This is a genomic window from Bacillus inaquosorum KCTC 13429 (assembly GCF_000332645.1).
Lineage (GTDB): Bacteria > Bacillota > Bacilli > Bacillales > Bacillaceae > Bacillus > Bacillus inaquosorum.
The window spans coordinates 459,456-477,492 of the sequence record NZ_AMXN01000001.1; the positions used below are offsets into that span (position 1 = coordinate 459,456).

16 protein-coding genes and 3 pseudogenes are annotated in these 18,037 nt (G+C 45.8%); all 19 read right to left on the reverse strand.

What is annotated here, in order from left to right:
• Window positions 1–3 precede the first annotated feature (3 nt).
• The 19 genes and pseudogenes from bacC to spsA all read right to left on the reverse strand — a co-directional run bounded on the left by bacC (window position 4) and on the right by spsA (window position 17,757).
• On the reverse strand, window positions 4–765 hold the full coding sequence (gene bacC, locus BSI_RS18445) for a dihydroanticapsin 7-dehydrogenase (protein ID WP_003235947.1): 762 nt from the start codon (window positions 763–765) through the stop codon (window positions 4–6).
• Window positions 766–767: 2 nt separating this feature from the next.
• Complete coding sequence (gene bacB / locus BSI_RS18440) at window positions 768–1,475, reverse strand: 3-((4R)-4-hydroxycyclohexa-1,5-dien-1-yl)-2-oxopropanoate isomerase (protein ID WP_003235948.1); 708 nt, start codon at window positions 1,473–1,475, stop codon at window positions 768–770.
• A complete protein-coding gene (bacA, locus tag BSI_RS18435) occupies window positions 1,465–2,079 on the reverse strand; it encodes a prephenate decarboxylase (RefSeq protein ID WP_003235950.1) in 615 nt (204 codons plus the stop codon). Before bacA ends, bacB begins: the two co-directional genes overlap by 11 nt.
• A 151-nt stretch (window positions 2,080–2,230) precedes the next feature.
• Entirely contained in the window at window positions 2,231–3,469 is a 1,239-nt protein-coding gene (locus BSI_RS18430) for an MFS transporter (RefSeq protein ID WP_003235951.1), read from the reverse strand.
• Window positions 3,470–3,676: 207 nt separating this feature from the next.
• Entirely contained in the window at window positions 3,677–5,089 is a 1,413-nt protein-coding gene (locus tag BSI_RS18425) for an amino acid permease (protein WP_032731694.1), read from the reverse strand.
• Window positions 5,089–6,789, reverse strand: a complete 1,701-nt coding sequence (locus BSI_RS18420; protein ID WP_003235954.1) for a M20 family metallopeptidase — start codon at window positions 6,787–6,789, stop codon at window positions 5,089–5,091. Before BSI_RS18420 ends, BSI_RS18425 begins: the two co-directional genes overlap by 1 nt.
• A gap of 73 nt (window positions 6,790–6,862) precedes the next feature.
• Window positions 6,863–8,410 (reverse strand): L-glutamate gamma-semialdehyde dehydrogenase, encoded by a 1,548-nt coding sequence (gene pruA, locus BSI_RS18415; RefSeq protein ID WP_003235956.1) that lies wholly within the window; start codon window positions 8,408–8,410, stop codon window positions 6,863–6,865.
• A gap of 239 nt (window positions 8,411–8,649) precedes the next feature.
• Complete coding sequence (gene rocG / locus BSI_RS18405; protein WP_003235960.1) at window positions 8,650–9,924, reverse strand: glutamate dehydrogenase; 1,275 nt, start codon at window positions 9,922–9,924, stop codon at window positions 8,650–8,652.
• A gap of 176 nt (window positions 9,925–10,100) precedes the next feature.
• Complete coding sequence (gene bslB, locus BSI_RS18400; RefSeq protein WP_003235964.1) at window positions 10,101–10,565, reverse strand: biofilm surface layer hydrophobin BslB; 465 nt, start codon at window positions 10,563–10,565, stop codon at window positions 10,101–10,103.
• A 323-nt stretch (window positions 10,566–10,888) separates the two neighbouring features.
• Complete coding sequence (locus tag BSI_RS18395) at window positions 10,889–11,344, reverse strand: dTDP-4-dehydrorhamnose 3,5-epimerase family protein (protein ID WP_003235966.1); 456 nt, start codon at window positions 11,342–11,344, stop codon at window positions 10,889–10,891.
• Entirely contained in the window at window positions 11,337–12,188 is an 852-nt protein-coding gene (rfbD, locus tag BSI_RS18390; RefSeq protein WP_003235968.1) for a dTDP-4-dehydrorhamnose reductase, read from the reverse strand. Before rfbD ends, BSI_RS18395 begins: the two co-directional genes overlap by 8 nt.
• A 13-nt stretch (window positions 12,189–12,201) precedes the next feature.
• Window positions 12,202–13,149: a dTDP-glucose 4,6-dehydratase gene (rfbB, locus tag BSI_RS18385; RefSeq protein WP_003235971.1), complete on the reverse strand. Its 948-nt coding sequence runs from the start codon at window positions 13,147–13,149 to the stop codon at window positions 12,202–12,204.
• Window positions 13,149–13,889, reverse strand: a complete 741-nt coding sequence (locus BSI_RS18380; RefSeq protein ID WP_003235973.1) for a sugar phosphate nucleotidyltransferase — start codon at window positions 13,887–13,889, stop codon at window positions 13,149–13,151. Before BSI_RS18380 ends, rfbB begins: the two co-directional genes overlap by 1 nt.
• Before the next feature lie 148 nt (window positions 13,890–14,037).
• A pseudogene (locus BSI_RS21930) lies at window positions 14,038–14,328 on the reverse strand (hypothetical protein); the annotation flags it as partial.
• Window positions 14,328–15,197, reverse strand: coding sequence for a GNAT family N-acetyltransferase (locus tag BSI_RS18375; RefSeq protein WP_003235979.1), 870 nt, complete (start codon window positions 15,195–15,197; stop codon window positions 14,328–14,330). The pseudogene BSI_RS21930 and the gene BSI_RS18375, both read right to left, overlap by 1 nt.
• Window positions 15,185–15,442 (reverse strand): annotated as a pseudogene (locus tag BSI_RS18370) (DegT/DnrJ/EryC1/StrS family aminotransferase); the annotation flags it as partial. The gene BSI_RS18375 and the pseudogene BSI_RS18370, both read right to left, overlap by 13 nt.
• 3 nt (window positions 15,443–15,445) lie before the next feature.
• Window positions 15,446–15,556: pseudogene (locus BSI_RS22910) on the reverse strand (DegT/DnrJ/EryC1/StrS family aminotransferase); the annotation flags it as partial.
• A 1-nt stretch (window position 15,557) separates the two neighbouring features.
• On the reverse strand, window positions 15,558–16,982 hold the full coding sequence (locus BSI_RS18365) for a CDP-glycerol glycerophosphotransferase family protein (RefSeq protein ID WP_032731699.1): 1,425 nt from the start codon (window positions 16,980–16,982) through the stop codon (window positions 15,558–15,560).
• A gap of 4 nt (window positions 16,983–16,986) precedes the next feature.
• Window positions 16,987–17,757, reverse strand: a complete 771-nt coding sequence (spsA, locus tag BSI_RS18360) for a spore coat dTDP-glycosyltransferase SpsA (protein ID WP_003235985.1) — start codon at window positions 17,755–17,757, stop codon at window positions 16,987–16,989.
• Window positions 17,758–18,037 lie beyond the last annotated feature (280 nt).

The following is an 18,037-nucleotide window of genomic DNA, read 5'->3' on the forward strand; positions in this document are numbered from 1 at the left end:
TCTCTATTGTGCGGTGTATCCTCCGTCTGCGGTGATGGCGCTTCCGGTCATATAGCTTGATAAATCCGAGGCTAAAAACAGCATCACGTTGGCGATTTCTTCGGGTTTCCCAAGCCTCAGCAGCGGATTTACCTTTGCCTTTTCTTTTTTGATCTCTTCAAGTGTGCCTTCATTATTTTCAAGGAATGATTTTTCATTTAGCGGTGTGTCGATAATCCCCGGGCATACGCAGTTGACGCGAATTTGATGTTTCGCATAATCAACGGCCATCGACCTCGTCAGCTGCAAAACGCCTCCTTTGCTGGCGTTATAGGCAGGAATATCAGGCCATGCCACGAGCCCGCCGACTGAGCACGTATTAATGATGTTGCCCTTGCCGGCAGCGAGCATATGCTTGAGTGCGTGCTTGCTCATTAAAAACATGCCGGTCAAATTGACTTGGAGCACCTTGTTCCAATCGCTGAGCTCCATCTCGTGAATGGGAGCCACGATTTCGATGCCCGCATTATTAATCAATACATCCAGCCTTCCAAATGTATCGACCGCCGATTGAACAGCGTGCTGACAGGCAGCTTCGTCTGTGATATCTGTTTGCACAAAGTGCAGCCTGTCACTATTTTCTTTCCGGACCATTGCTTCTCCCTGAGCCTCGTCAATATCCGCCACAACCACATTTGCCTGCTGGCTCAAAAAAGCCCGAACCGCCGCATAACCAATTCCTGATGCGCCTCCTGTTATGAGGACGGTTTTATCAGTGAGGTTCATGATTACTCATCCGCCTTTATTTTTTTTGCTTTTGCTCTGTTGTAGCGCGGCGGGAAGAAGATATTAATCGATTTTGATTCTTTTTCTGAACGGTTGATGGCGCCGTGATCTTCCCGAGGCTCACAGAAATAGGCTGTGCCGAATTCCATCTCGACTGTGCAGCCTTCGACCGTCATGTCATAACCGCCGCCGATGCAGATGCCGATTTGCTCATTTCGATGTTTATGGAAAGGCATTTCTCCGCCATTTCCAGGGATTTTGGCCAGCATGATTTCCACCCAATCCTCAACAAAGAACGTGACTTCCATGCCAGGCAATAGGTCTCTCGTTTTGAAAATATTCAAAAAATAGTCTTCAGGACTTGTATATGTTTCATCAGCTTTCAGCCGTTTGATATCAATGGCAATGACTTCTTGGTCTGTGTCGTTTCTTGCCCCATGAGGCACATACGGCGGCGCAATGTAGGCAGATTCCAAGGCCGTCATTTTTCTTGTCACATCTCCGACAGTCATCATCAGCTCACCAGAAACAACCATGCCGATCTGGACTTCCTTATGCTGATGGGGTTCAACGTTGGTATGCGGCGGAACGTAAGACATTAACACCTCGGTGTCGCCGCGCACGGTTGAATACTGTCTCACTCCATTTTCCCATTCTATTAATTTCGGTGTCGGGAAATAAAGCTCCTGCATATCTTCTTTAGTTTTCATCATTAACGTCTCCTTTTCCGAATAATGACCAGCTCATAGGAATGCTTTTAAATGTTTTCACAAATGCAAGCCCGTACTTTTGCCGTGCAAGCTCATTGGTTAAGGCAATGTCATACAGGCCTTCTTTTACTTTTCTTGCAGCTTGACTGGTCGAATTGACCAGTTTGAAACGTACTTCTTTGCGGGTAAAATATTTTATTAAATTTATAGGTGATGGATGTGAAACAATAACAGATGTATCAAGCATATCGTCGCTGAATTCAAAATCAGGACGAACAGCCAGGCCGTACATTGGTGTATCACACCTGAAGATCTGCAAAAGCTGCAAATCCGGCCTCATGTAGAAATGCTTAATGCCGTCGTAAGCGTGTGGGACGATGGTATATTCCAGCGGGCTTTGAAGCGTCCTTTCGATGCATGATTCAAATGTATCATGCAAGGACAATTTACTGTTCAGCCCCTGTTGAAGAGTAAAATTGGAGATGAAATGCTTTGCTGCGTACTCACTGCTTGTCCCCTCAGGGCCGAGCGTGTTGACTGTAATCAGTTTGGATATTGAATCAGTTCTGTTTTTTGTCTGAATGCTATTATCCAATATAATCATGAGCACCAACCAATCTTTTAAAATTTTAAGTAAATTTTATCCAGCGACAAATGAACTGTCAACATTTTTTGAAAATATTGATAATTATCCCCATACAAACAAAAAAACCCTTAAGAAAGGGTTTTTTATTATAGGAATTTAGAAACTTTGTTTATTGGGATAAAGAATGATCCGCTTTCTGCTCATGCTTGCCGTACTTTTTATATGCGAATACACTGAGCACAAATCCGAGCACTGTGATGGCGGCGCAAATCAATCCGACAGCTGCATACCCGTATCCCACATATACAGGTCCCATCAAAGCAGAGCCTAATGTCACAGCCAGATTCGAGGCGAGACTGTAAAACGCCATAATCTTCCCGCGATGACGCTCTGAGCAGTCACTCAAAATGGTGCTGAGCAGCGTCACCGTCAAGCTTTGCATTAATCCCCAAATAAATAGGCTGACGATTAACAGAATCATTGAAGCTGGCGCATATGCTAAACATGCCAGAAGCACGCTGATGACCCCCAGCGCAATCAAAAGGGAGCGCATTTTTCCGATGCGGTCGGCCATCTTTCCTGTAATGACACTCATGGAAAACCCGATACCGTAAATCATGATAAATAAGCCCGCTGCTGTGTTTCCTCCGGTAAAAACGTCCTGAAGATAGGAGCCTAAAAATGAATACATACCGTAAAAACCAATCATATTACAAAAGGTTATCGTGATATAAACAGGTACACGCGGGACTTTCAGCGCATCCCGGAATGTTCCAGCCGGTTCTTCTTTTTCTTCCTTGCCGTTGTTTTTATGTTCGGCGTGGCGGCGCATTTCAAGCAAGATCAGCAAAACAACTAAAACGCCCATCAAGGCGAAAATCCAAAATGTCCATCTCCAATGCAGGACGCCGCCGATAAATGATCCGAGCGGCACACCGAAAATCAATGCCAGCGACCAGCTTGAAACGATCAGTCCCATCACCTTGCCCCTGTATGTATAAGGAACACGATCCCCGACAACTGCGTAAGCGGTCGGCACGAACGCTCCCGCAGCCAATCCCGAAAGTGCCCGGCCTAAAAAGAAGAAAAAGATATTTTGAGCTAAAGCGCATATCACTGTTCCTATAATAAAGATCATAAGTCCGGCCAGTAAACTAAGTTCTCTGGAATATTTATCGCCTAAAGGAACCAGGAGCGGCGCACCGATAAATATCATTACGCCGTAAATACTGATAGATAACGCAAGGACACTGACATCTGAGTTGAAGGCTTTTGCTAAATCCGGCAGCAGCGGTGAGATCACAAGCTCTTCAGACCCGGCCGCAAATACCCCCATCGTTAAAGCCAGTGCTAAAAATAGCGGAAAATGATGTTTTGTTTCGATGTCATTGTTTTGTTTGCTGTTCATTCTCCCTCAAACACCTCTTCCATAATCTTCTTATCATAAAGTTGAATTATAGTTTAGCATTGTTTTTTCGCAATTTACAATCCGAACGAAACCTTTACAATTTTTATTATTTTCATTTAAATCTCAATATAGATTTTTATATTTCATTTTAAAAATAAAGAGGATTTTAACGCGTAAAAAAGCTCTCCGGTTTCCGGAGAGCTTTTTCTATTGCGCCTCTGCCTGCTCTTTTTCTGTCGGTTCATGATTTATACGTTTTTTGAGGCTTAGATGATAGTACGCATAGCAGAAAATAATGATCGGCACGCCGCAGTACAAGCCGATTCTTTGATCCGGAATGAAAATAAGGCTGATCAATACGCATGCGTATAAACCAAATCCGAGAATCGGGACTAGCGGATATAAAGGCGTTCTGAACTCCAGGTCATTCACGTTTCCGCCTTCAGCGAGGAAACGTCTGCGAAAGAAAAATTGCGAAGCACAAATGGACATCCACGCGACAACTGTCACCATGCCTGAGATTGAGATACACCATAAATATACCGTTTCTGCAGCCATGACACTTGTCAGCAGTGAACAGCCGGAAATGCCGAGTGTAATCAGCAAGGCATTCATCGGCACGCCTTTTTTTGTCAGTCTGGTGAGGAAAGACGGGCCCATTTGATTTGATGAAAGTGACCACATCATGCGCGACGCCGCATACAAACCCGAATTGGCAACAGATAAAATCGCCGTTAAGATGACAAAGTTCATGATATCAGCCGCAAATGGGATGCCGATTTGATCGAGCACCGCTACAAACGGGCTTTCAATGACCCCCGCCGTTTTGTACGGAAGAATGGCAACCAAGACGAACATAGCAAGCACAAAGAAAAACAGCGTACGCCAAATGACATTTCGAATGGACTTTGGCAGTGTTTTTTCCGGATATTCACTTTCCCCTGCCGCAATGCCGACAAGCTCAGTCCCCTGAAAGGAGAAATTCACCATAACCAGCGTAAACATAACGGCCAGCACCCCATTAGGGAAAAGGCCCCTATCAGTCATAAAGTTAGACAAAAATGGCGTTTCCTGTCCGCCTTTAAAGTCAATCAAACCAAACACAGCAGCGCCGCCGATCACGATAAATAATACGATCGCTGCCACTTTGATGCTTGAAAACCAAAATTCCATTTCGGCAAAGCTTCTGACAGACAGCGCATTAATCAAAAAGATGACGATGCCAAACACGAGACACCATATCCAGATCGGAACGGAGGGCAGCCACCTTTGCATCAAAATGCCCGCTGACGTCAGCTCCAAGCCTACTGTATTCGCCCAGCTGAACCAATACAGCCAGCCGATCATAAAGCCTGTCGACGGTCCCAGAAATTTAGTAGCGTAGGCCTGAAACGATCCGGCCACCGGCATGGCAACAGCCAGTTCTCCTAAACAGAGCATGACAAGATACATTAAAAATCCGCCGATGATATATGCGGCAATGGCGCCGAGCGGTCCCGCCTGGCTGATGGTAAAACCGGAGCCTAAAAACAGCCCGGTTCCAATCACCCCTCCCAAGGCAATCATAAACAAATGCCTGCTTTTCATGCTGCGCTGCAATTCATTTTTATGATTCTGCATCATCCTTCCCCCTTCAGTTCTTGTGTCGTGATGGTCATCCGGTAGCTTTGCAAAAGGTGAACAGTGGTCTGCTGTATGAGGTGGGGCAATACGTGAAATGTGTACGGTTTATAGACTCGTTCTGTCCATTTATGACCATCTTTTCCGTATACGCCCATGTTGATGGATGGAATATTCAGCTTGCGTATATCCTTGAACGGAATGGTTCCAATCATATTCCACCCAGGGAAGTTTCTGATAAAGGAATCAATTTCGCCATCGGTTTCGTGCAGCGATAAGAAACTGCCGTCTGCCAAGTAGGGGAAAAACTTTTTGAAGACAAATGTTTCGCCTGTCGATTCAGCGGTTTTGTCAGCCGCTTCTTTAATCACATGCTGCAAAAGCTGATCTCTTGCGCTATCTTCTTTTAAATAGTTATGCGGCAGGTAGGGAGGTGCGTAAAATAGAATGACTTTTGCGCCTTGATCGGGATCAAGCTTTTGAAGCTCTTCGATTGCCTTAAAGCATCTTATACGAAGTTCAAGTTGCTCATTGGCTTTGAATGTTTGCTCGATACACTGCTCAGGATCTACGCCGCGTCTTCTCAGCTTTTCTAAGTATTGCTCCAGACTGTACACTTGAATGTCCCATGATAAATGTTTCTTCGGAAGATCGGTTCTTTTTACATATTCTTCGTAATAATCTGATAATTTTTGTTCTGTGTCCCGGCACGCTTCCTCAGCGACTTCAATAAGCAGGTCCATAATTTCCTTTGCTGTTCTTTCATAAATAAAATAATTAAAATACAAGCAGCTGCTGACAGCCGTTTGCACATTATAGGCTTCTTTGTTATCACGCTGATACAAACAGGATGGGGGCAGAACCAACTCGCCTTCGATCTTTTCTGCCAGATGAATGTTATTATGAAGACGGCTTGTGATTTCAGATGAAATCAAATTTGGATCAATCCCTGCCAGCGTATCGCCAACATGGACTTCCCGCCCGTAGATGTAAAAGCAAGGCAGCAGTTTTCCCGCGGCTCCGGTGTAGATATATCTTGTCTCATCACCATCGTAAAGCGGCGTAATAAAATCTGTATTAATAGCAGCCAGATAGTGAAGCTGTTTTTCTTTTTTGAGCCGGTTCAGCTCTGAAATGCTGGCGAGAACGCCGGAATGCTGACTCTCCTCATCCGGATTTGCCATAAACAATAGATTTCCCGGCAATGTATCGAGGTTCTCTGAAAAATGCAGGAGATTGGCTAAATGAACGGCGATGCCGCTTTGCATATCGACAGATCCTCTTCCGAACATCCACTCGCCCGATTTGGCATCCCGCTGAACGTCTTGGTCGAACTCATAACGGCTGAAGTACGCGGCCAATTTTTCACAATCAAAAGCGATATCCTTTAAAGGGCCGAAATCTTCAATTCCGACTGTATCCAGATGGGCATGGTAAATGACAGTATTTCGGCTTTCTCCATGTCCTTCAATAAACGCAAAAATATTTTTGCGATTGTATGGGTCGTTCGGAATGGCCTGTTCCCACACATGACTAGGGTTTTCCTGAAAATAAGGATAGCTCATGATTACTTCTTTGATGAAATCTGCTTTTGTCCCTTCTCCGACAGTGCCGTTCACACTGCTGAGACTGACCAGAGATGTTGTCAGTGCCTCCACTCTTTCAGCCGGCTTCATGTGACTGATTTTTGTATACAGCATAAATTATCCTCCTGATCAAAAAGTTGAAATCGTGCGATCCGCTAAAGAATCGCACGATTTTATTTCTCTCAAATCAAAAAGCTTCGGACGTTGTTTTGGCTTGCATATGAAGAATTAAATAATCCGGGCCGCCTGCTTTTGAGTCTGTTCCGGACATATTAAAACCGCCGAACGGCTGATAGCCGACAATCGCTCCGGTACAGCCTCTGTTGAAGTATAGGTTTCCGACATGGAAATCCTCACGCGCCCGTTCAATGTGCGCACGATTTTTCGTCAGCAGAGCGCCTGTTAATCCGTATTCCGTGTTATTTGCAATCTCCAGCATATGATCGAAATCACGCGCTTTGCAGATCGCAACAACTGGGCCGAAAATTTCTTCCTGCATCAGGCGCGCGTTTTCATCAACATCTGCAAAGATCGTCGGCTGAATAAAGTAGCCTTTTGAATCATCGCCTTCGCCTCCGGCCAACAGCTTGCCTTCAGATTTGCCGATTTCAATGTATTTCATGACTTTGTTGTAGGACGCTTCATGGATCACGGGTCCCATATACGTATCAGGATCTTCCGGATTGCCGAGAGCCAGCGTTTTGGTCAGCGCCACAGCTTTTTCCACCACTTCATCATAGACATCCTGATGGATGACTGCGCGGGAGCCTGCTGAACACTTCTGTCCTGAATATCCAAACGCTGAATACACGATAGAGGATGCAGCAAGGTCAAGATCAGCGTCCTTGTCGACAAGCACCGTGTCTTTTCCGCCCATTTCAGCAATGACCCGTTTCAGCCATTTTTGGCCCGGCTGCACCTTGGCGGCACGCTCATAAATCCGGCAGCCGACTGCACGGGAACCTGTAAATGAGACAAACCGTGTTTTCGGATGCTCCACTAAGAAATCACCAATTTCCGCTCCATCTCCCGGAATGTAATTCAGAACGCCGTTTGGCAAGCCCGCTTCCTCCATGACCTCGACGAATTTTGCAGCTACTACGGGCGCTGCGTCAGCCGGTTTTAAGAGAATCGTATTTCCTGTCACAATTGCTGCCGCCGCTGTTCCTGCCATAATCGCAAGCGGGAAATTAAATGGAGAAATGACAATGCCGACGCCAAGCGCTTCGTAATGGTATTGATTGAACTCGCCTGCCCGGCTCTTCACCGGAGCCCCTTCCTTGAGGTTTAACATTTGGCGCGCATAGAACTCCAAAAAGTCTATCGCTTCGGCCGTGTCCGCATCGGCTTCCTTCCACGGTTTTCCCGCTTCCTTCACAAGATAGCTTGAAAATTCATGCTTTCTTCTGCGTAAAATAGCCGCTGCTTTAAAGAGGATATTCGCGCGGTGCTCCGGTCTTTGTTTTTTCCATGATTCAAATGCCTGCAGTGCGGCTTGCATTGCTTTTTCAGCAAGCTCTTGATCCGCTGTTGATGCGTACCCAATGACCTCTTCTTTATTTGCCGGGTTTATGGAAACAATTTTGCGGTCCGTTTCAATTTTTTCTCCATTTATCACAAGCGGATAATGCTTGCCGAGCTGAGTGTTTACAAATGCCAATGACTCCTGAAATGCTGTTTTATTCTTTGCTTCCGTAAAATCAGTAAATGGTTCGTGCGCGTATGAAACTGTCATATGTAGTCCCCCTCATGTCATGAAATATGTCTTCGCATGAATAAAAATGCAAGAATCATGCCAATATTTTGTCTCTTTCTAAAAAAACTTGTTGAATTGTACAGAAATTTGTCTAACAGGAGAACACCTTTCTCTATTTCCAATCCTGAAACGCAAAATTTTTTTGCGATTTTCGCTTTTCCCGCAAAGAATAAATGCAAAATTTTTTGCGACAGAAGGGGATATCTCCCCTTCCGAATTTATACCCACCCGCGGAATCGCGATGCTTCTGCCGATTTTCTGATGCCCGTCATGTAAGCCGCCAAGCGCATATCCACTTTATGTGTTGCCGCTGTCTGATAAATCGTCTCGAACGAATTGACCATGACGTTTCTCAGTTTTTCTGCGACCTCTTCTTCTGGCCAATAATATCCTTGGTTGTTTTGCACCCATTCAAAATAAGAAACCGTGACGCCGCCGGCACTCGCCAGAATATCAGGCACGAGGAGCACGCCTCTTTCATTCAGGATCTTAGTGGCATCAATGGTTGTCGGGCCATTCGCCGCTTCGACGACGATTGACGCCTGAATGTTATGTGCGTTTTTGGCTGTGATTTGATTGGCGATCGCGGCCGGCACTAAAATATCGCAATCCTTTTCAAGCAGCTCCTCATTTGTGATGACGTCTGTAAATAAGTTGGTGACCATGCCGAAGCTGTCCCGCTTATCGAGCAAATAAGGGATATCAAGGCCGTCCGGGTTGTAGAGCCCGCCATGGGCATCCGAGATCCCGATCACCTTCGCGCCGGCATCATGCATGAATTTGGCCAGAAAGCTGCCAGCGTTTCCAAAGCCCTGTATGATGATGCGCGCGTTTTGCAGCTTGATCCCTTTTTTCTTAACCGCCTCTTCAATACAAATCGTGACGCCCTGTGCCGTTGCGGTTTCCCGGCCTTGCGATCCGCCTAAAACGAGCGGTTTCCCTGTGATAAAGCCCGGAGAATCAAATTCCCGCAGCCGGCTGTACTCATCCATCATCCATGCCATAATTTGCGAGTTGGTGTACACATCGGGAGCCGGAATATCCTTTGTCGGACCGACGATCTGGCTGATGGCACGGACATATCCCCTGCTCAGCCTTTCCAGTTCTCCGAATGACATTGTCCGCGGATCACAAATAATACCGCCCTTTCCGCCGCCGTAAGGAAGATTGGCAATCCCGCACTTGAGCGTCATCCAAATGGATAATGCCTTTACTTCCTCTTCATTGACTTCAGGATGGAAGCGCACGCCTCCCTTTGTCGGACCAACCGCATCATTGTGCTGCGACCGGTACCCTGTGAACACCTTGACGCTGCCGTTATCCATTTTGACCGGAATGCGGACGGTGAGCATTCTCTGCGGCTCTTTCATGAGTTCATACATATCGCCCGGATAGCCCAGCTTTCGAAGGGCTTCCTTAATGATCGTTTGGGTAGACAAAAATAAATTTAGAGCTTCTTTTTCCTCATCTTTCGCGACTTGCTTTGCTGACATCTTTTTCACCTCATTGTTTTTTTGGCCGCTTGAAAATGTAAGCGCTTTAAAAAATCAACCGGCCAATTCCCTTCTTCAGTGGATTCACCCTTATGATCATGCAAGATCCGTACCAGTTTTTTTAATCAACAAAAAAAGAGACTGAAAACATCTCAGTCTCTGATTAAATCTATTCATTAACGAGGGTCAATCACCAGCTGCGTTTCGGCATAAAAACTGCCGATTCCCAAACCGTTTACAACATCGCCTTTAATCGTGTAAGTGCCTGCGCGCGGAAGGGTTTTGCGCACCATGACAAGATCAAATTCGGATGCCCCTAACAAATCAAGCGTAAGCGGGAGTCTGACAGTTTTTCCATCGTTTAAGATCTGTGTTTCTTTCAGCGTTCTTCCATTCACTGAATCTCTTGTTGTAGCATGGAACCCGTCAGGAAATTGAAATTCTACCGCGCCAAGAGAAAGCACCGCATTTGGTTTATATGTCACTTCAATATCAGAAGTGGTCCACTCTTTTGTGCTGTTGATCGTTTTTACCTCAATTGTTGCGGACTGCGCATGAGCTTGGCCTGAAGGAAGCAAGATTGATAGTAAGACAGCTGAACTGATCAATAATGAAGATACGAATGAAGTTCTTTTTAACATGACATTTCCTCCTCAAATCACTGTTGGGATTGGCCAGAGCGTCCTCTGCAGAAAAAGCGTTTTTTCGTAATTCGCGAATTACCAATTCTTTTTCTTAAAAATTAATCTATCATCATTTTCCATGGAAGTAAATGCTTTTTTAGGAATATTAACACTTGGAATCATTTGAGAATATCATCCTGTTTACACAAGGTTCAAATGGATGATTTTCTCTCTTTTTCTAGTAACATCATCCTGTTGTTTCCTATCTTTTAGCCCATTTTGAAAAAAGGACAAAAAAAGTCGAAGATGCCTCCGCTCTCCGATTGATCACGTTCCTATTTTTATCTATTTTCGGTATTCCAGTTAAAACCGATCGTTTCATCATTCCATGGAATTCTTTTTTCATCAGGCTGATCCGGGTTATACGACATGGTGGTGAAGTAGATAATCGTCAGCGGCGTCTCTCCCAGCACTCTGTACCCGTGGGCCACCCCTTTTGGGATCAATAACAGCATCGGGTTGTCTTCACCCATATAATAGACGTCAGTTTCTCCTTTTGTCTTTGAATCCTCTCGAAGATCGTAAAGGACAACCTGAGCGTGGCCGGTTGGGAAGAACCAGAGATCATCCTGTTTCTCGTGATAATGAAATGCTTTAATCACACCCGGATAGCTTTTCGACCAAGAGGCCTGACCAAAATGCTCAAGAAGGTTCTCATCATCCCGAACCAGCTCGGCAAAAAAGCCTCTGTCATCACTATGCTTCGTCAATTTTTTCACCTTGACTCCATCAATCACGCGCACTGCTCCTTTCCTGTAAATACTCCCGTAACGCTTCCCGCCAATGCCGAGGGCGAATGCCGGCTTCTTCAATGGCCTGATGGCTCAGCACAGAGTAAGCCGGACGGGGCGTTTTGTTCCCGTATTCTTCTGTCGTGACAGGCAAAATGACTGTGGCCAGTCCGCTTTCTTCCATAATGGCCTTCGCGAATTCATACCAGCTGCATATTCCTGAATTGCTGACATGATAGATGCCCGGCGGATGGCTGAACAGCTTGATGACCGCTTCTGCTAAATCCTTCGTATAGGTCGGCGAACCAATTTGATCGCTTACAACCCTTAGCTCTTGTTTCGTTTCAGCAAGCTTCAGCATGGTATGAACGAAATTGCTGCCGCCATGTCCGTACACCCACGACGTTCTGATGATCGTGCTGTCTTTTGTCGCTAATCGAATCAGTTCTTCTCCGAGCTTTTTGCTTTTGCCGTAGATGGTGTTCGGATCGAGGGGATCGTCTTCCCTGTAAGGCTGGGTTCCTTTCCCGTCAAAAACATAGTCCGTGCTGATATGAACATATTGAGCACCGATGCGGGTTGCCTCAAGCGCTGTATAATAAGCGCCGATCCCGTTAATTAAATACGCTTTATCAAGTTCTGTCTCGCATTTATCAACCGACGTAAACGCGGCTGTATTGACCACAATATCCGGCTGATAATGGCCAAACGAATGCCGCACTGAGCGCTGGTCGGCAATGTTCATCATCTTCTTTGTTAACGCAATGACCTCATATCCCGCTTGCTTCAGCTGGCGGCACAGTTCCAGGCCAAGCTGTCCTCCCGCACCAGTCACCAATACCTTTGTCAATCGGATCACCTTCTCATCGGTCATTGTCTGTATACCAGCGAATCGTACGCGCAATGCCTTCTTCAAATGGCACTTCCTGCTGCCAGCCCAGTTCGTTTTTCAGCTTTGATGCATTGATCGCATAGCGCCGGTCATGACCTTTTCGGTCTTCCACGTGGGCGAACAATTCCTCACAGCCCAGTTGCTTCATGATGATGCTCGCCAGCTCTTTATTCGTGCGTTCATTTCCGCCGCCGATGTTATACACCTCGCCGTCAGTTCCTTTTTCTAAGATCAGCTTGATGGCACGGCAATGATCCTCCGCAAACAGCCAGTCTCGGATCTGAAGCCCATCGCCATACAGCGGAACCGGGTGCCCTTGCTTCGCGTGGCGGATAATCGTCGGGATCATTTTTTCGCTGTGCTGATAGGGGCCGTAATTGTTGCTGCATCGTGTAATAATGGCCGGAAGCTTGTGGGTTTTCACATACGATAACACGAGCAAATCAGAGCTTGCCTTGCTGGCTGAATAAGGGTTATTAGGAGAAAGCGGCGTCGTTTCAGTAAACGCGGGATCATCTGCTTCTAAATCCCCGTACACCTCATCTGTTGAAATATGAATCAGCTTCTTGGCTTTTCCCCGCAGGACCGCTTCCGCCAAGCGATATGTCCCCATGACATTAGTGGTGATAAACGGCTCTGCCTGGGAAATGCTTCTGTCCACATGCGATTCCGCAGCGAAGTGAATCACGCCGTCATAGGTCTCATCAAACGCCCGGTCGATATCCTCCTGAACGCTGATATCCCCTTTTATAAAGCGAAATCGGCTGTTTTCCTTTAATGTTTCCATTTCGTCCGGGTGGCTGGCGTACGTCAGTTTATCTAAAACGGTAATGCGCGCCTCCGTTTCCTTCAGCATGAGCTTTGTAAACGTGAGGCCGATGAAGCCGGCCCCGCCCGTAATTAAATATGATTTTGCCATCACTTTTCGTCCTGTCCTTTCTGTAAAGCCTTGTGTACAAGCTGGGAGGCGAGATGTAGCGATTCGTGAGTTCCGGCATCGACCCACCAGCCTGATAACACATCATACGTAAGCTGGCTGTTTTCGATGTATAGATTATTCACATCGGTGATTTCCAGCTCGCCGCGCTTTGACGGTGATATTTGTTCAATATACGAAAAAACCTCCGCATCATACATATAAATGCCAGTCACACAAAGGTTGGTCGGCGGGTGTGCGGGCTTCTCGATAATGGAACGAATCCGCTTGTTTTTCTCATCAATCTCAGCAATCCCGAAGCGTTCCGGATCATCAACTTCTTTCAGCAGCACCTTTGCTCCTTTTCTCTGCTGTTCAAAGCGCTCCGTAAAAGGCTTTAATGAATCTTCGAATATATTATCACCTAATAATAAAATAAAAGGCTCTTTTTTCGTAAAGCGTTTTGCATAAGACAGCCCATCCGAAATGCCCGATGCGGCTGGCTGAACCTGATAAGTGATTGTGACGCCAAGCTCTTCCCCGTTCCCAAGCAGTTTATAAAATTGCGGCATATGCTCTTTTTGGCTGATGAGTAAAATGTCTTTTATTCCGGCTTCCTCCAGCTTCATAATCGACCAGTAAATCATCGGATACGGGCCTACAGGAAGCAAATGCTTGTTGACGGCTTTGGTTAAGGGCATAAGGCGTGAGCCGTTTCCTCCGGCTAAAATAACACCTTTCACATTAACACTTCCTTACATGCATTTTTATACCTTTTGATCATGCAAATCTTGAAGAATAGCTGATACCCGCTTGAGGACTTGATCGGCTGCACCAGACTTTAAAAATTTCTTGCAGCCTGGAAGGCGGGTGAAGAATAAGATAATCCTATCCTTCATAGATGCGGGTGTTTCCTGCTTCTGATATCGCCGTAAACTCCGTTGATGAATCACTTATACAAAGAGGACAATTTTCGCATCTGTTTCCGCCTTTATTTTCCTTTACAGCTCAGCAGGCGCGCCGAATATATCAAACAAAAGCAGATCAAGTTTCTTGCTTTTTATTTCCCGGAGAATAAATTCGTCCGCTGCATCAATCAGCGAAAAAGCCTGGCATTCCAGCCTCGGCAATTATAAATACAGGAGCGTTTTTTCCCGTAGTTTCAATCTGAAACTCTGCCATTATTTCGCTTCCTTGCCCGGCCAAATATGATAATTGTAATACGATTGTTCAGCGATGAAGCCCATTCTTTCATAAAGGCGGATCGCCCTTACATTGTGAAGCTGCGTCTCCGCTGTTACCGTTTTATGCTCCTGGGTCTCAGGTTGTTCTATGAAATTCGCCAATAAATGAAACGCGATACGTTTTCCTTCAAATCCCGGCTTCACAGCCATCAAATCGAGAATGGATTCATCGCCTCTGGATAGGCCTTGAAGATAGCCGATGACCTCGCCATTGTGCTTAGCGACAATATTGACAGCCGCCCTTCCATTGAGATTGTTTCGTGTCCACTCCTGAAAGATCTTGTTTGCTGCTTCGCGGCTGAGATGAGGATCTTGAAAATATCTGCTTTTTGTAAACGAGTCTCGGGCCAGCTCACATATCGCTTCTGTGTCTCCAGGCTCAGGCGTGCCCAGTTCAAAAAAAGGCGGTGTTTTGTCATAAAAAGACGGGGGCTTTGCCAGCTTAAGCAAACTGCCGACAAAGTAAGAGGATGGCTGCTGCTGTATCACATGCGCGGCACCGATATCTTCAGCCGAAACACGGACAGAGATAAAATCAGTTTCATCCATTTGCCGTACAGAATAAAAGGCCTGAAACAGCCTCTTCAACTGCCCGGCGCTATTTGCCGCAAGAAATTTGACGTTCATGACTTTTTTCTGAAGCATCCGGCTTTCCCACAGAGAATCTTCGTAAAGCAAGATGCCTTGGAGCCTGCTGTTTTCAAAAAGGCCGAGGGAAAATTGATACGGAACGTCCAGTGTAAGCTGCCTTCTTTGGATAAATTCCTCAATCGCCTCTTTGGAGACATTTTCTTTTACCGTATACACTTAACCAGCCCCTTTTCGATATCCCGCACAGCTTCAATGACATCCTGTACATCTTCGTCCGACATTGATGGATAGAGCGGGAGTGACAGGGTTCGTTTATAGTCATTCATGGAGAACGGGAGGTCCGCTTCCTTAAACCCGAATCGCTTTTGATCATACGGATGAATGTGTACTGGGATAAAATGAACGCTGCGCGTGATACCGGCCTGTTTTTCATCAGCTTGCAAAACATATAAATGCCAGGCGGCAAACTTTTTTTCAAATTGCTGAACCTTCGAGGCTTTGAAGAGCCATCCCGATTCCAGCGTTTCTGTGACCTCCTGAATTTCTTCCTTACTGATGTCTTGCGCTCCTATCACTTTATTCAATATCCTCCCGCCTGTAATCAATCCCTGTTTTGGCTTTCAGTTCTGCAAATAGAGCGTTTGTTGATTCTGCCACCGGATAATTGGCTGCTGTGAACGCCAGACGCGCCTCTTCTGCTTTTTCGTGCACGGCGGGACTACGAAGAACTTCAATCAAGGTGCGCGCCAGGTCATCCGGCTGATCAAACATAAAATCGCCAAGAGATTCATAGTACGGATACGTGCGGTTTCCGGATGATTTCCCGATCAGCACAGGCTTTTGAAACAGCATGGCTTCAAGTCCGACTGTTGAGGTTTGCGTCACTGCCGCGTTAGTATACGGAAGCAAATCATACAGATCAAGCTCCTTTTTGATGACTCTGCATGCTTTATGTTTTTTCGCCGCGGCGTAATACAGATCAAGCTTGTTTTTTCCGATTTCCCAAGGATGGGGTTTGATGATAATTTGCAACTGTTTCTGATCAGAAAGCCCTTCTAGCACACCGGAATAAAAATCATCTGAAAAGGGCTGGGTCGCAATGAGCACGATTTTTTTAGACGGATGAAAAGCGAGTTTTCGATAGAATGTGGACATGTCCATAGGGGTTCTGTTAAAAATCTGATCGAAGCGGGGATGTCCCGTTATGAGAATCTGCTCGGGTTTACAGCCTTTTCGTATATACCACTCCGCTTCATATGCACCAAAAACGGCTTGATAGGTTGTAAAAACAGGAATGAAGGCTTCATCTCCCATCAACGCGCCATGCTGAAGACAAATGCTGACGACCCCTCTCCTTTCACACATGAGCGCGAGCACCCTGCTGTAAATGTCTTCTGCCGTTCCGACGACAACGGCCGAAATCTTCTCCTGCTCAAACAGCGCATCAACCACATCAATGGCCTCCATAAATAAAGGAATATCTTTGAAAAGCCTGTTGCGAAATGCTTGATCACCGAATGCCGGGTGGTCATCAAAAGCGGCGAGAATCGAAACGGCTGTTTCGAGATACGGCTTCGAATCGCCTTTTTGGCATGATTCCGCAAGTTCACGCTTGCTAATGACAGGCAGATCACAATAATGCGGCAAACTCCATCTGGCCAAAACAGCTGTTTTTTCAGGATCAAATTGATAGTAATTTTCGTTTGAAAAACGCAGGTAATCAAAGTGCAAAATGACTTTCCCCTTAGCAGGTTCATCATTTGTTTTGACCATACTTTGTATTTTTTCATTAAAAAACGGCTGAATTTGTCCTTCATCGACATACTGATCCACCGATCCGAATAACTCCGGTTCTTCTTCCATCATCACTCGCAGCTCAGGGCTGATGTATTGATAAAAATTACTGATAAGCCCAAGAGGAATCCCCTTGTAGCGAAGTCCGTCAAAAAGCTCCACATACTTCCTGTACAGCACCCAATAATTGCTTAAATAGGCCGACAAACTCTCACCCCATTCCAAGCTTTTTTAATGATTCACGCAGTTCGCGGCAATTGCGCTGCGGAGGAAGGTTCCGGACGAATTCATTTTTTTCTGATTCAAACAGCTGAAAGTGAATCGATTGGTCGGTAATATAATTTAGATCCAGCTCCTCGGCCAGCGGGTAAAATGGATAAAAATGATTGACTCTCCAAAAGAAGCGGGCATCACCGATCCGGTAAAACGCCGGGCTTTCATCCCAATAGGAGCCAAACCTCTCCTTCACCTTCTCAAGCACCGAATATCTGTGCATCACCGAGCAATGGTCGATGGCGCACGGCGCGTTCCACGTCACTTGAGCGGCAGGCCTGATAGTTTCTTTTACAATGTCGCTATGCTCGTTTAAATGATAGGTTTTGGAGGCTGAGTAAATCACAGCCTTCTCAGGATGAGCATCGAGCTCCCGCGCCATTTTCAGGAGGCGGTCCGGCATATAGATGTTGTCATCCGTCGCATAGGTGATATATTCACCCTCCGCCATCTCAATCGCCTGATTGATCAGCGCCGCGTATCTCGTTTTTTCCGTTCTTTCCTTCACTCCAGATACATCACTTTGATAAAAACGCACTCGGTTATCATTCAAAAAAGGACGAATTACATTCAGCGTCTCTTCATTGGAGTTGTCATCCATAATAAACAATTCAAAATCTGAAAAGGTTTGTGAGAGTATGCTAGAAATGGACTTTGCCACATAATCGCTTTTGTTATAGCTTGTCATAATGACTGACACTTTCGGCAAATCCTACACCTCCTTCTTGAAACTTCACACCTGAAACTAACGTTATCTTATGTTGCTTATTCGCAAGTTGCGCTAGGAATACAAACCAATATGCGAAAAGTTTGTGTATGTCTATAAAAAACAGCGGCTGCCCAGGTCAAAATCTGTGCCGTCCACTGTTCTTTTTCCGCATATTCCAAGCATCAGCCTCATAAGGTGAAAGAGATAAAAATTGCACCAGCGACTAAGATCGTTTCCATCGGAGGTGAGTCATCGCGGAGCGTTCATCTATACATCCGGA